The organism is Gemmobacter sp. (genome assembly GCF_046292685.1).
Taxonomy (GTDB): domain Bacteria; phylum Pseudomonadota; class Alphaproteobacteria; order Rhodobacterales; family Rhodobacteraceae; genus Wagnerdoeblera.
The window spans coordinates 15,092-28,793 of record NZ_JBKBQM010000013.1 but is presented as its reverse complement, the minus strand read 5'-3'; the positions used below and the strand labels follow the sequence as shown (position 1 = coordinate 28,793).

15 protein-coding genes are annotated in these 13,702 nt (G+C 66.7%); 4 read left to right on the top strand and 11 right to left on the bottom strand.

Annotated features, from left to right (window positions below; translation table 11 throughout):
• Positions 1–49: 49 nt before the first annotated feature.
• Positions 50–490: a DUF4174 domain-containing protein gene (locus ACK4S2_RS05495; RefSeq protein WP_409621267.1), complete on the top strand. Its 441-nt coding sequence runs from the start codon at positions 50–52 to the stop codon at positions 488–490.
• Between the two features lies 1 nt (position 491).
• On the opposite strand, the gene ACK4S2_RS05490 is transcribed toward ACK4S2_RS05495, so the two are convergent.
• The 7 genes from ACK4S2_RS05490 to ACK4S2_RS05460 all read right to left on the bottom strand — a co-directional run bounded on the left by ACK4S2_RS05490 (position 492) and on the right by ACK4S2_RS05460 (position 6,105).
• A complete protein-coding gene (locus tag ACK4S2_RS05490; RefSeq protein WP_409621264.1) occupies positions 492–857 on the bottom strand; it encodes a hypothetical protein in 366 nt (121 codons plus the stop codon).
• Between the two features lie 3 nt (positions 858–860).
• On the bottom strand, positions 861–2,864 hold the full coding sequence (locus ACK4S2_RS05485; RefSeq protein ID WP_409621261.1) for an acetyl-CoA carboxylase biotin carboxylase subunit: 2,004 nt from the start codon (positions 2,862–2,864) through the stop codon (positions 861–863).
• 109 nt (positions 2,865–2,973) lie between these two features.
• Complete coding sequence (locus ACK4S2_RS05480; protein ID WP_409621258.1) at positions 2,974–3,189, bottom strand: hypothetical protein; 216 nt, start codon at positions 3,187–3,189, stop codon at positions 2,974–2,976.
• 187 nt (positions 3,190–3,376) lie between these two features.
• Entirely contained in the window at positions 3,377–3,778 is a 402-nt protein-coding gene (locus ACK4S2_RS05475; protein WP_409621255.1) for a hypothetical protein, read from the bottom strand.
• A gap of 84 nt (positions 3,779–3,862) precedes the next feature.
• Positions 3,863–3,997, bottom strand: a complete 135-nt coding sequence (locus tag ACK4S2_RS05470; protein WP_409621252.1) for a hypothetical protein — start codon at positions 3,995–3,997, stop codon at positions 3,863–3,865.
• Positions 3,998–4,172: 175 nt separating this feature from the next.
• Positions 4,173–4,565: a DUF6497 family protein gene (locus ACK4S2_RS05465; protein ID WP_409621249.1), complete on the bottom strand. Its 393-nt coding sequence runs from the start codon at positions 4,563–4,565 to the stop codon at positions 4,173–4,175.
• A gap of 7 nt (positions 4,566–4,572) precedes the next feature.
• On the bottom strand, positions 4,573–6,105 hold the full coding sequence (locus ACK4S2_RS05460; protein WP_409621247.1) for an acyl-CoA carboxylase subunit beta: 1,533 nt from the start codon (positions 6,103–6,105) through the stop codon (positions 4,573–4,575).
• Positions 6,106–6,291: 186 nt separating this feature from the next.
• Between ACK4S2_RS05460 and ACK4S2_RS05455 the strand changes: the two genes are divergently transcribed.
• A complete protein-coding gene (locus ACK4S2_RS05455; RefSeq protein WP_409621244.1) occupies positions 6,292–6,639 on the top strand; it encodes a DMT family protein in 348 nt (115 codons plus the stop codon).
• Positions 6,640–6,706: 67 nt separating this feature from the next.
• On the opposite strand, the gene ACK4S2_RS05450 is transcribed toward ACK4S2_RS05455, so the two are convergent.
• Entirely contained in the window at positions 6,707–6,913 is a 207-nt protein-coding gene (locus tag ACK4S2_RS05450) for a cold-shock protein (protein ID WP_409621241.1), read from the bottom strand.
• A gap of 201 nt (positions 6,914–7,114) precedes the next feature.
• Between ACK4S2_RS05450 and ACK4S2_RS05445 the strand changes: the two genes are divergently transcribed.
• On the top strand, positions 7,115–8,938 hold the full coding sequence (locus tag ACK4S2_RS05445; RefSeq protein ID WP_409621238.1) for an ABC-F family ATP-binding cassette domain-containing protein: 1,824 nt from the start codon (positions 7,115–7,117) through the stop codon (positions 8,936–8,938).
• A gap of 38 nt (positions 8,939–8,976) precedes the next feature.
• Here the strand turns inward: ACK4S2_RS05445 and ACK4S2_RS05440 are convergent, their stop codons facing one another.
• The gene (locus ACK4S2_RS05440; protein WP_409621235.1) at positions 8,977–10,617 is read right to left on the bottom strand and encodes a capsule biosynthesis protein; all 1,641 of its coding nucleotides are present in this window, start codon (positions 10,615–10,617) and stop codon (positions 8,977–8,979) included.
• Complete coding sequence (locus ACK4S2_RS05435) at positions 10,601–11,254, bottom strand: ABC transporter ATP-binding protein (protein ID WP_409621233.1); 654 nt, start codon at positions 11,252–11,254, stop codon at positions 10,601–10,603. The genes ACK4S2_RS05440 and ACK4S2_RS05435 overlap by 17 nt, the downstream gene beginning before the upstream one ends.
• Positions 11,255–11,479: 225 nt before the next feature.
• Between ACK4S2_RS05435 and ACK4S2_RS05430 the strand changes: the two genes are divergently transcribed.
• Positions 11,480–12,268: an SseB family protein gene (locus ACK4S2_RS05430; protein ID WP_409621230.1), complete on the top strand. Its 789-nt coding sequence runs from the start codon at positions 11,480–11,482 to the stop codon at positions 12,266–12,268.
• 46 nt (positions 12,269–12,314) lie between these two features.
• Here the strand turns inward: ACK4S2_RS05430 and ACK4S2_RS05425 are convergent, their stop codons facing one another.
• Positions 12,315–13,697, bottom strand: a complete 1,383-nt coding sequence (locus ACK4S2_RS05425) for a sigma-54-dependent transcriptional regulator (RefSeq protein WP_409621227.1) — start codon at positions 13,695–13,697, stop codon at positions 12,315–12,317.
• Between the last annotated feature and the right edge of the window lie 5 nt (positions 13,698–13,702).

The following is a 13,702-nucleotide window of genomic DNA, read 5'->3' as shown; positions in this document are numbered from 1 at the left end:
CTTGGGTTTCCGCGCCGCCCGCCCTATGTAGGGTGCAAAGGGAGGCGCCATGAAACCGCTTCATGTTCTGTTCGCGGCCTTGTTGCCGCTTGCGGCCCAGGCCGCCGATGCACCGCCGGTGCTGGCGCCGGTGGCCGCGGCCGAGATCGGCTTTGACGCGCAGCTGTATGTCGCGCGCCCTGTTGTGGTGTTTGCCGACAGCGCCGCCGACCCGAACTTCCACCGCCAGCTGGAATTGCTGGCCCGCGACCCGGCGGCCCTCGCCGAAAGGGATGTCGTCGTCGTGACCGACACCGACCCTGCCGCGCGCAGCGAATGGCGCCAGAAACTGCGCCCGCGCGGGTTTTCGCTGGTGATCCTCGACAAGGATCTGAAACCCGTGACGCGCAAGCCGCTGCCCTGGGACGTGCGCGAGATCGTGGCCGCCATCGACAAGCTGCCCAGCCGCCGGCAGGAAATCCTCGAACGCAACCCGGGGCGCGTGCAGTAAATCATCGCCTGCCCCCTGTTGCGGCCAGTGCGAACAGCCCGAAGGCCAGCGTTGCGGCGGTTGCCCCTGCCAAGGCAACCGCAGGGGCGGCGTGGCCGGTCAGCGCCACGGCCACCCCCAGCGTCCACAGGCTTGCGGCGACCGGCCCTGCCACCGCCCAGAACCGCCAGCCGCGCCAGCGCCCCGTCAGGCCGGAAAACACCAGCTGAAACAAGGCCAGCGCCAGCAGCGGCGCCATCGCATAGATCATCGGCAACCGCGTCGGCCCCACGGCAAAGGTCGCGCCCCCGACCAGCGCCCAGAACGCCCAGACCCCGGCCAGGGCGGCCAGCGTGGCAGACAGGAACGGGCCGAAGGCGCGGACCATGGGTTATTCGAACTCCATGATGATGTCGTCCACCTTCAGGCTGGCACCGGGGGCGGCGTTGATCTTTTTCACCATGCCCTTCCTTTCGGCCTTGAGGATGTTTTCCATCTTCATCGCCTCGACGGTGGCCAGGGCCTGACCTTCCTGCACCTCCTGGCCTTCCTCGACGCTGATCTTCACCACCAGACCCGGCATCGGGCACAGCAGGAACTTCGACGTGTCGGGCGGCAGCTTTTCGGGCATCAGCCTCGCCAGCTCTGCCGCGCGCGGACTGCGCACATGCACCTTCAGATCCGCGCCGCGCACCCGGATGCGGAAGCCCATTGGCACCTTGCCCACCTTCAGCACCAGCGGGTCGCCCCCGACCGTGAGGCGGGCCAGCGTATCGCCCGGGGTCCAGTCGCTGGACACCCGCAAGGACGTGCCGTCGGGGAAATGCACCGTCGAACCTTCGTGGTCTGCCGCCACGCGCACGGGGTGATCCTCGCCTTGGAGGGTTACCACCCAGTCGTCGCCGACGCGGCGGGTGTGGTTGTCCATCGTGCCGGAAATGCGCGTGCGCCGGATTTCCGCCACCCGGTGCATCGCCGCCACCGCCGCCACGACGCGGCGCAGCACGGTGGGCGAAAGGGTGACGCCCTGAAAGCCTTCCTTGTATTCCTCGGCGATGAAGGCGGTGGTGATGTTGCCCGAGACGAACCGCGGATGGTCCATCACCGCCGAACAGAACGGCAGGTTGTGCCCGATGCCTTCCACCTCGAACGTGTCCAGCGCCAGGCGCATTTCCTCGATCGCATCCGCCCGGGTCGGCCCCCAGGTGCAGAGCTTGGCGATCATCGGGTCGTAATACATGCTGATCTCGCCGCCTTCGTAGACGCCGGTATCGTTGCGCACGATGCCCCCGCCCAGGGTGCGCCCCTCGACCGGGGGGCGATAGCGCGTGAGCCGCCCGATCGAGGGCAGGAAGTTGCGATAGGGATCCTCGGCGTAGAGCCGGCTTTCCATCGCCCAGCCGTTGATCTTCAGATCCGGCTGTTTGAAGGGCAGCGGTTCGCCCGCGGCCACCCGGATCATCTGTTCCACCAGGTCAACCCCGGTGATGAGCTCCGTCACAGGGTGTTCCACCTGAAGGCGGGTGTTCATTTCCAGGAAATAGAAGTTGCGGTTGCCGTCCACGATGAATTCCACCGTGCCCGCGGATGTATACCCCACCGCCCGTGCCAGCGCGCAGGCCTGTTCGCCCATCGCCTTTCGGGTCGCCTCGTCGAGGAATGGCGAAGGTGCTTCCTCGATGACCTTCTGGTTGCGGCGCTGGATGCTGCATTCGCGTTCGTGCAGATAGACGCAGTTGCCGTGCTTGTCGGCCAGCACCTGGATTTCGATGTGGCGCGGCTGCGTCACGAACTTCTCGATGAAGATGCGGTCGTCGCCGAAGCTAGCCGCCGCTTCGTTCTTGGAGGACTGGAAGCCCTCGGCCGCCTCGGCATCGTTCCAGGCGATGCGCATCCCCTTGCCGCCGCCGCCCGCCGATGCCTTGATCATCACCGGATAGCCGATGTCGCGGCTGATCTTCACCGCCTCGTCGGCATCGGCGATCAGGCCCATGTAGCCCGGAACGGTGGAAACCCCTGCCTCGGCCGCGATCTTTTTCGAGGTGATCTTGTCGCCCATCGCCTCGATCGCAGGGCTCGGCGGGCCGATGAACACCACGCCTTCGGCCTCCAGCGCGGCTGCGAAATCGCGCCGTTCCGACAGGAAGCCGTAACCGGGGTGCACCGCCTCGGCGCCGGTCTGGCGGATGGCGTCCATGATCTTGTCGATCACGATGTAGGACTGGTTCGCAGGCGGCGGCCCGATGTGCACGGCTTCGTCCGCCATCTTGACATGCAGCGCGTTGCGGTCGGCGTCGGAATAGACCGCGACCGTCTTGATGCCCATCTTGCGCGCCGTCTTGATGACGCGGCAGGCGATCTCGCCCCGGTTTGCGATCAGGATCTTCTTGAACATCGGTCCTCCTCAGGCGCGGGCTGGCGCGCAAATGCGAACGGCCACCCGGGGGGAACTCCCTCGGGTGGCCGCGGATGGGTTCGGGTGCCGCCCGAAGGCGGCGGTCAGGTCAGTAGCGCGGGCGGCAGGGCGGCAGCCCGAGGTTGACGCCGCAGGTTGCAGCGCCTGCAAGGCCACCGATGACGGCACCCGTGATCGCATTGCCGCCGGTCGCGTCGGCAATGACTGCGCCGGCAACGGCGCCGCCGGCGCCACGCGACAGCGGATCCTGCATGCAGCCGGCCAGCGGCAGCAGAAGAACGGGAACGAGAAGAAGCTTGCGCATTTGGAACTGCCTCGGCGGGTTGTTATTCTGAAGCCAGAGTCTATCGCATGTGCCTTTGGCGCGAAAGCCCCCGAGGGGGAAATCCGCCGAAGGTTGCAGGCCCGGCGCCCGGCAGCTGCCGCAGACCGCGCAGCGATGCCGCGCGCGGGGAACCGTCGCAAGGGGGGGCAGGCGGGCGCGAACATGCTCAGTCCTCGTCCCAGTCGTCGCCCTCGGCCTCGGGCGACCACGGCGCTTCGGCCGGGGCGAACACTTCGGGAAACGCGGCGCGCGCGCGCTTGACGTCGATCTTCAGCAGCGCCTCGTAGGAACAGGGGTCGAACGGGTCTTCGGCCGGCACCACCTCGCGGCCGAACAGCCAGGACAGGCGCCCGGCATCGAGGTTGCCGCGTTCGAACGGTTCTTCGCCGAAGTGGTTCCAGAGCGCCTGCATGAAGCCCAGATCGGCCATGCGGTCGGCGTGGGCGCGGTCGGCATAGCGTTCGCGCCGGATGATTCGCGTGGCGCCGCCCTTTACGTTGGCGCGCCGGATGGTGAACTGGTAGTCCGTGCCGGGCAAACGGCCCGGAAATCCGCGATGCTTCAGCATGCGATGCTCCTTCCGGCCACGGCGCGCGGAAGGGCGGCCCCGGGCAGGCAGGCGCCTGCCCGCGGGCTGTGACCTGCTGTCAGATCACTTGTACTTGCCGGTGTAGGTCGGCGGGGGCGCCACCGGCTCGGTGACGTAGACGGGCTCTTGCTTGGGCGCGCAGGCGGCGACAAAGGCAACGAGCATGAGCGCCGAGGCGGCGCGAACGGTGAGAGACATCCACTGCTCCTGTTTTCCGAAATCGTCCGAGCGGATGCATTGCCCGGCGACGGTTGCACTAACACGGCCGCACAGCGCCCGCGAGACGTCAGTTTATCGCATCCGCAGGATTTCGCCCATGCAGCAATCGCGGCTTTTGGCGTTTGTGGCCGGGTTGCATCACTGGGGCCGCGCATCAGAACGCCTCCCACACGCAGGTGCCATCCTCGATGGAATAGGCTTCGAAGAACTGCGTCGCCTCGGGCGTGATCACCCCGAACTCCACCGGCCGGTCCGACAGCGAAATCACCACCTGGGCCGGTTGCGGCCCGGTGACGGTTTCGATGCGGGGCAGGGCAAAGGTCTGGCACAGGTGGTCCATGTCTTCGGCGGCGGTGTCGAAATCGATGGTGCCCCCCTCGCGGGCGATCCGGGGGGCGATGAAGCGGAAGCGCACGGTCAGCCCGGCCGGACCGGGTTCGTTCCAGATGACATCCTGCAAGCTGACCGGTTGGCCTGACGGAACCTCGATCAGGTCCTGCCCGAGGGCAGGGCCAGCCAGCAGCAGCAGCACCGCAACCGCGCGCATCGGCGGGTCACAGCGGGATGTTGTCGTGCTTCTTCCAGGGGCGTTCCTGGCGTTTGTTGCGCAGCGAGGCAAAGGCCCGCGCCACGCGCCGCCGGGTGGAATGCGGCATGATGACCTCGTCGATGAAGCCCTTTTCCGCCGCGACGAAGGGGTTGGCGAACCGATCCTCGTAATCCTTGACCCGTGCCGCGACCTTGTCCTTGTCGCCCAGTTCGCTGCGGTAAAGGATTTCGACCGCGCCCTTGGCCCCCATCACCGCAACCTCGGCCGTCGGCCAGGCATAGTTGAAATCGGCCTTCAGGTGCTTGGATGCCATCACCACATAGGCCCCGCCATAGGTCTTGCGGGTCAGCACGGTGACCTTGGGCACCGTCGCCTCGCCATAGGCGAACAGCAGTTTCGCACCGTGCTTGATGACGCCGCCGTATTCCTGCCCCGTCCCGGGCAGGAAGCCGGGCACATCGACGATGGTCAGGATCGGAATTTCGAAGGCATCGCAGAACCGCACGAAGCGCGCGGCCTTGCGCGATGCGTCGATGTCCAGGCACCCGGCCAGCACCATCGGCTGGTTGGCCACCACGCCCACCGTCTGCCCTTCCAGTCGGATGAAGCCGGTGATGATGTTGGCCGCGAAATCCTTCTGGATCTCGAAGAAATCGCCTTCGTCCGCGACCTTCAGGATCAGTTCCTTCATGTCGTAGGGCTGGTTGGGGTTGTCGGGCACCAGCGTGTCAAGGCTCATCTCCACCCGCGCGGGATCGTCGAAGAACGGGCGCATGGGGGCCTTCTGCCGGTTGTTCAGCGGCAGGAAGTCGAACAGACGGCGAATTTCCGACAGCGCCTCGACATCGTTCTCGAACGCACCATCCGCGACCGAGGACTTGCGGGTATGCGTGACGGCGCCGCCCAGTTCCTCGGCCGTCACCACCTCGTTCGTGACGGTCTTGACCACATCGGGGCCGGTCACGAACATGTAGCTCGTGTCCTTCACCATGAAGATGAAGTCGGTCATCGCCGGCGAATAGACCGCCCCCCCGGCGCAAGGCCCCATGATGAGGGAAATCTGCGGCACCACGCCCGAAGCTTCGATGTTGCGCTGGAACACCTCGCCATAGGCGGCAAGGCTGGCCACGCCTTCCTGGATTCGCGCGCCGCCCGAATCGTTGATGCCGATGACGGGGGCACCGTTCTGCATCGCCATGTCCATGATCTTGCAGATCTTGGCGCCGTGGGTTTCCGACACCGACCCGCCCATCACGGTGAAGTCCTGGGAAAACACATAAACCTGACGGCCGTTGATCGTGCCCCAGCCAGTCACCACGCCATCGCCGGCGGGGCGGTCGTCCTGCATCCCGAAATCGGTGCAGCGGTGGGCCACGAACATGTCGAATTCCTCGAACGACCCGTCGTCCAGCAACAGCTCGATCCGCTCGCGCGCGGTCAGCTTGCCCTTGGCGTGCTGCGCATCGATGCGGCGCTGGCCGCCGCCCAAGCGTGCCACGGCGCGGCGGTCTTCGAGCTGGCTCAGGATGTCCTTCATTCCGGTCTCCCCCTTGGTCGGAGCGCACGATAAGTCAGACGGTGCACCGCGCAAAGCGGAAACGCGAAAATTTGCAAAGCTTGTGCAATGACGGCGATGCGAAATGCAAAACTGCTAATGCCAGCCTCTTTTCAGCCCAGGCGCTTCGCGATACGCCGGATGCAAGACCTGTCTTCGGAGATCGAGATGTCCTTGCCTGTTCCCGTTCTGACCATCGGCTTGCTGCTGGCCTCCAACGTCTTCATGACCTTTGCATGGTATGGCCACCTGAAATACAAGACCGCGCCGCTCCTGACCGTCATTCTGGTCAGCTGGGGCATCGCCTTTTTCGAATATGTGCTGCAGGTTCCGGCCAACCGGATCGGCCACGGCCATTTCAGCGCCGCCGAACTCAAGACCATCCAGGAGGTCATCACCCTCTCGGTCTTTGCCGCCTTCTCGGTGCTGTATCTGAAAGAGCCGCTGGCCTGGAACCACCTCGTCGGCTTTGCCTTCATCGCCGGCGGGGCGTTCTTCATCTTTCACAAATGGTAAAGGGGCGCCCGACGCGCCCCTTCCTCTGTTCGGTCATATCCGGCGGGCAGCGCCCCCGTGCGCCGGGTCAGGCCAGCGCCAGGTTCGTCGCGGATTCGCGGCCGTCGCGCGACTTTTCGATGTCGAAGGTCACCGGCTGGCCGTCCTTCAGCGCCCGGATGCCCGCCCGCTCCAGCGCGGTGATGTGGACGAACACGTCCTTGCTGCTGCCTTCAGGGGCGATGAAGCCATAGCCCTTGGTGGTGTTGAACCATTTCACGGTGCCCTTGGCCATCGTGAAGTCTCCTGTCAGAAACGCCGCCCACACCATTGCGGCGGCCCGGCGCAGTCAAGTCAGGTCGATAACTGGCGCCGTGCGGCAGACAGGGGGTCGATAGAAAGACGTCGCAGAAAAAGAATATGCGGGACGTTGCACTTTGCAAGGAAAATTCGCGCCCGCTTGACCTTTTGTCCGCCGCATCCTAACGCCGCAGGCATGGCGCGCGCACCCCTTCTTCAACTCTCCTCGATTTCGCTGACCTTCGGCGGGAACCCCGTGTTCGACGCGCTCGACCTTGTGGTCCAGCAAGGCGACCGGGTCGCCCTGGTCGGGCGCAACGGGTCGGGCAAATCGACGCTGATGAAGGTGATGGCGGGGCTGGTCGAACCCGACAGCGGCACACGGGTGGTGCCGCCCGGCGTGACCGTGGGCTACATGGAGCAGGATCCCGACCTTTCGGCCTTCGAGACGCTGGGTGCCTTCGCCGCCGCCGGCCTGCCCGCGGGCGAGGACTGGCGCATCGCCGCCGTGGCCGAGGGGTTGCACTTCAACCCCGATACGCCGGTTGCCACCGCCTCGGGGGGCGAGCGGCGGCGCGCGGCACTGGCGCGGCTGATGGCGGCCGAGCCCGAGCTGATGCTGCTGGACGAGCCGACCAACCACCTCGACATCGCCGCGATCGAATGGCTCGAGGCCCGGCTGACGGAAACCCGCGCGGCCTTCGTGCTCATCAGCCACGACCGCGCCTTTCTGCGCCGGTTGACGCGCGCCACGCTGTGGCTGGACCGCGGCGTTGCGCGGCGGCGCGAGTCCGGCTTCGACGGGTTCGAGGAGTGGCGCGAACAGGTCTGGGCCGAGGAGGATGCCGCCCGCCACAAGCTCGACCGCAAGATCAAGGCCGAGGCGAAATGGGCGGTCGAGGGGATTTCGGCGCGGCGCAAGCGCAACCAGGGCCGTGTCCGTGCGCTGGCAGCCTTGCGCGCCGAACGCGCGGCCCAGATCCGCCGGCAAGGCACCGCCGCGCTGGAACTGGAGGCCGGCGCCCAATCGGGCAAGCGGGTGATCGAGGCGCAGCGTATCGGCAAGGATTTCGGCGCGGGCCCGGTGATCCGGGATTTTTCGCTGCGGGTGATGCGCGGCGACCGGGTGGCCTTCGTCGGGCCGAATGGTGCCGGCAAGACCACGCTTCTGCGACTTCTGACCGGCGACATGCAGCCCGATACCGGCACCGTCACGCTGGGCACCGGCATCGAGATGGCGGTGTTCGACCAGACCCGTGCCCAGCTCGACCCCGAGGCGACCTTGTGGGATTCGCTGACCAACGACCCGCAGATGCGCGTGTCGGGCGCCTCGGATCAGGTGCTGGTGCGCGGTGTGCCGAAACATGTCGTCGGCTACCTCAAGGACTTCCTGTTCGACGAAGCGCAGGCCCGCGCGCCGGTCAAGTCGCTGTCGGGCGGTGAAAAGGCGCGGTTGCTGCTGGCACGGCTGATGGCGCGCGAAAGCAACCTGCTGATCCTCGACGAACCGACCAACGATCTGGATGTCGAGACGCTGGACCTGTTGCAGGACATCCTCGGCGACTATCCCGGCACGGTGCTGCTGGTCAGCCACGACCGCGATTTCATCGACCGTGTGGCCACCCAGACCGTGCTGCTGGAAGGGCAGGGTCGCGCGACGGTTTACGCCGGCGGCTGGTCCGACATGCAGGCGCAGCGCGCCCAGGCCCCGGCGACCGCTACTCCGGCCCCTGCACCGGCGGCTGCAAGGCCAGCCGCGGCGGCGGCGACCCGACCTGCGACCGCCTCCGCGAAGCCCGGCCTGAGCTTTACCGAACGCAAGCGGCTCGACGACCTGCCGGGGGTTATCGCCAAGCTCGAAGGCGAAATCGCCAAACTGTCCGAACTGCTGGCCACGCCCGACCTGTTCGCCCGCGACCCTGCCAAGGCGCGCCGTGCGACCGACCTGCTGGCCGAACGGCAGGCCGCGCTGGCAGCCGCCGAGGAAGAATGGCTGGCGCTGGAAGAAAAGGCAGGCTGAGACAGTCCGCCGCCGGGCGTCGCGGCGGCGACCGGCGCTCAGCTCGATACCTGTTCGCGCAGGATCGACGCGGTCAGCGCGACCATCAGGTAGATTGCGGCAAAGATCAGGAAGGCCACCGCGGTATTCTCGAAGGCGCGCGGATAGCTGGCCACGTCGGGCGCCACGGGCGAAACCGACAGCGAAAGATAGCGCTGCTGGCGGTTGGCCTCGATCCGGGCGGTTTCCAGTTGCTGCGCCGCCTGTTGCAACAGCAACTGCCGCGTGGTCACCTCGGTCTGTGCCACCACCAGTTCCGACTGGACCTTGGCCAAAGACCGCCCGCCGGCGCCATCTTCGGTCAGGCGCGCGCGCAGCAGGCGGATTTCCTCCTCCAGCGTGGCGATGCGGCGTTGCACGGGCTCTACCCTGGCGCGGTTGGGGTTGGGGTTGGACAGCATCTGCGCAAGTGCCAGCCGATCCTGGCTCAGCTGGTTTTCCAACCCGGTGATCCGGCTGGAAATCAGCGTGACCTCGACCTCGGAAGACAGCACCTTGTTGGCTTCCTGCAATTGCAACACCCGGTCCTGCGCGGCCAGCAATTTGCGTTCGGCCTCGTCATAGCTTGCGCGGGCCCCCGACATCGCGTCGGCCCGCAACCGTTCGGACAGGTGGTTCACCTGTTCCTCGGCATAGGAGATCAGCTCGCGGCTCCAGGCTTGCGACACCTTCGGGTCGGGGGCCGACACCTCCATCTTGATGATGCCTTCGGTGGGGTCGTAGGCGATCTTCACGTTCTTCTGGTAGATCCTGTAGGCCGCCTCGATCGAGTTCGGGTCCTCCAGCCGTTGCAGCGGATCCACCGACGGGTCGGCGAAGGCGGCGCGAAAGCCCAGCGAACTGTCCAGCCGCAGCATGGCCTCGCGCGATTGCAGATAGCCCTGCACCGCGATGGAATCCTGCGAGGTGGCGAACTGCGTGCCGGAAAACAGCCCGCCCAGCCCCCCCGCGGCCGGGTTTTCCGCCTGCTGGATCACGAATTCCGATTTCGTGGCGTAAAGCGGGGTGGCCAGCACCGTATAGTAAAAGGCCGCAATCAGCGTCGGCAACCCGACGAACACCGAAAGCCGCACCCACAGCAACATCAGCTTTCGCCGCCGGCGGCGGGCAATGTCGCGCTGGATGCGCTGGATATCGGCCATGTGGCTTTGTTCGGCGCGCTGTTCGGGTGCCAGCAGCCGCGTCGGCCCGGTGGTTTGCGGCAAGGCAGTCTGCGGCATCGTGGTCAGCGCACGCGAGCCACCGGCCGCCGGCGGTGCGCCATCGCTGCGGGTCACCATGTCCAGCATGTTGCTGCGCACGAGCGGGTCGATTCCGGCCTTGCGCAGCTGGCGCACCGCGTCGAAATCCGACGTGGTCGCAAGCCCGTGCTTTTCCGCCATGCGGCGCGCCAGGCGCAACTGGCGCCCTGTCAGCCCTTCGCGGCGGATCGCGTCGATTTCGGCATCGCGGGCCAGATCCTGCGGCGTCGTCACCTCGGTCGCGGGGGCGGCGGTCTCGGTCATCAGCAAGTCGGGCTGCGGTGCGAACAACGTGTCGTCGGGGTGGGTGGCCGGTTTGGCCGCGCGCCGCTCGGCCTGGGCCGGTGCCGGCGACGCCGGCCGGATGCGATAGCGCGGCGCCTTAAGCAGAGTAGTCATAAAGCCGCTTCGCCTCTTCCAGGGTGTCGAACATGTAAAGCTGCCCGTTGCGCAGCACCGCGGCCGAGCGGCAGAACTTTTCCAGTATGTCGGCCTGATGCGACACGATCACCACCGTGGCGTTCTTCAGCCGTTCGCGCAGGATCGACCCGGCCTTGCGATTGAACGCCACATCGGTGGTCGTCGGCATGCCTTCGTCGATCAGATAGATGTCGAATTCCATTGCCAGCATCAGCGAAAACGAGAACCGCGCCCGCATGCCTTGGCTGTAGGTGCCCACCGGCATGTCGAAATATTCCTCGATCCCGCACAGCCAGCGGCAGAACGCCTCCACATAATCGGGATCGAGGCCATAGAGCCGGGCGATGTAGCGTGCGTTTTCCGTGCCGGTGTGCTTGTTGACGACCCCGCCCATGAACCCCAGCGGAAAGGATATCCGGCTGGTGCGGGTGATCTTGCCTTCGTCGGGTTTTTCCAGTCCGGCCATCATGTTGATGACGGTGGTCTTGCCGGTGCCGTTGGGCGCCAGGATCCCCAGCGAATTGCCCGGTTCCACCCGGAACGAGGCCCGGTCGAGGATGACCTTGCGCGTCTTTCCAGTCCAGAAGCTTTTCGAGACGGATTCGAACTCGATCATCGCACTGCTCCGAGTGTCATCGGGCACCCGTTCCCCGCCTTGCCGGTCTGGCAAAGGTTCGTGAAGATGGCGTTTACAGAACCAATGCGGCGTCATTATGGCTTTCGCCTTACGGCGCGACAATGCCCAAACCGGCGCCGTCGCCGCGATGTGAGCTTTGGCCGCTTGCGCCGGCCGCGCCCGGGCCCTAGGGCTGCGCCACACCCCCTGCTGCCGGAGCCCCGGATGTCCTTGCTCGATGCTGCTCATGCCGCCATGCTGGCCGACCCCGAAGACGATCTGGCGCGGTTGCGCTATTACCGCACTCTGGCCGACAGCGACCTGTGCCTGATGCTGGCCGAGGAACCGCAGGGCGATACGCTGACCCCGCGCGTGTTTGCGCTGGAAGACGGGCCCGTGGTGCTGGTTTTCGATACCGAGGAGCGGCTGGCCGGCTTTTCGTCGGTGCCGGTGCCCTATGCGGTGCTGCCGGGGCGGGTGGTGGTGGCGCGCATGGCCGGGCAGGGGATCGGCCTTGGCGTCAACCTTTCGGCGCCCGAGGCCGCCTGGCTGATGGCGCCGCATGCGGTGGACTGGCTGGCGGGCGTGCTGGAAACCGCACCGGCCGAAACCCGCGGCCGTCCGGTAGCGATCCATTCGCCTGGCCCCCTCGACCCCGCCTTGTCCGAGGCGCTGGCCTTTGCCTTGTCGGGGGCGGGCGGGCTTGCGGCGGCGGCGGTGCTGGCCCAGGTGGCTTGGGCCGATGGCGCGCGTGGGTTGATGCTGGCCTTCGTGGGCGCCGATGCGGCGGCCGAGGCGCCCTTGTCGCGCGCGCTGGCCGAGGCGCTGGCCTTTTCGGGTTTCGAAGGCGGGGCGGTGGACCTTGCCTTCCTTGCGGCCGATGATGCGCTGGTGCGCAGCCTGATGGCGCTGGGCCAGCCCCTGACGCTGCCGGCCCCGCCGGCGGCCCCGCCCGAACGCGCCCCGCCGCCGCCGCCGGGCATGAACCCGGATCGCCCGCCCCGGCTGCGCTGACACGGCCCGCCCGGCGGCGCGCAGGCGGCACCGCGGCCCGGGCGCCTCAATCCTCGTCGTCGCGCCCGCCCTTGCCGGTGACCACACCCAGCGACTTCAGCTTGCGGTGCAGCGCGCTGCGTTCCATGCCGACGAAATTCGCCGTGCGGCTGATGTTGCCGCCGAACCGCTGGATCTGGGTCAGCAGGTATTCGCGTTCGAACAGCTCGCGCGCCTCGCGCAGGGGCAGGGTGACAAGCTGGCCGCCGATCACCAGCCGGCCTTCTTCGGTGCCCGGCTCGGCCTGGCCTTGCAATTCGCGCACCCCGATCGGTTCGGCCGTGTCGCCCAGGATCAGCACCCGCTCGATCAGGTTGCGCAGCTGGCGCACGTTGCCGGGCCAGGCCATTGTCTGCAACATCGCCTCGGCCTCGGATCCGATGTCGCGCAAGGGCAACCCTTGCGACTTGTGGAAACCTTCGATGAAATGCCGCGCCAGCAAGGGAATGTCCTCGCGCCGTTCGGCAAGGCCCGGCACCGCGATCGGCACCACGTTCAGCCGGTCGTAAAGTTCCTGGCGAAAGCGGCCGGCCGCGATCTCGTGGCGCAAGTCCCGCGTGGTCGAGGAAATCACCCGCAGGTCCACCCGCACCCGGTCCGACCCGCCGACGCGCAGAAAGGTCTGGTCCACCAGCACCCGCAGGATCTTCGACTGCGTGCCGGGCGGCATGTCGGCCACCTCGTCCAGATAGACCACGCCGCCGTGTGCCTGTTCCAGCAGCCCCTTTTCCACGCCCCGCCCGGCGGTTTCGCGGCCGAACAGCACTTCTTCCATGCGGTCGGGCTCGATCGTGGCCGAACTGACCGAAACGAAAGGCGCCGCGGCGCGGGCGGAATTGGCGTGAATGTAGCGGGCGACCACCTCCTTGCCGCTGCCCGAAGGCCCGGTCAACATCACGCGGCCGTTGGATTTGGTTACCTTGTCCAGCTGCGATTTCAGGTTGCGGAACGCCGCCGACTGGCCGATCAGGTCCGAGGTCGTCAGGTCGCGCCGGCGCAGTTCCACGTTTTCGCGCCGCAGGCGGCTGGTTTCCATCGCCCGGCCCACGACCACCATCAACTGGTCGATGTTGAAGGGCTTTTCGATGAAGTCATAGGCGCCCTGCTTGATCGCGGCCACCGCCAGCTCGATGTTGCCGTGCCCCGAGATGATGACCACCGGAATGCCCGGGTTGTCGCGCTTGACGGCCTTGAGGATGTCGATCCCGTCCATCCGGCTGTCCTTCAGCCAGATGTCCAGGATCATCAGCGCCGGCGGTTCGGCGTTGATCGCCGCCATGCATTCATCGGAATTGGCGGCCAGCCGGGTGTTGTAGCCTTCGTCCTTCAGAATGTCCGACACCAGTTCGCGGATGTCGCGTTCGTCGTCCACGATCAGGATATCTGCCATCTCGG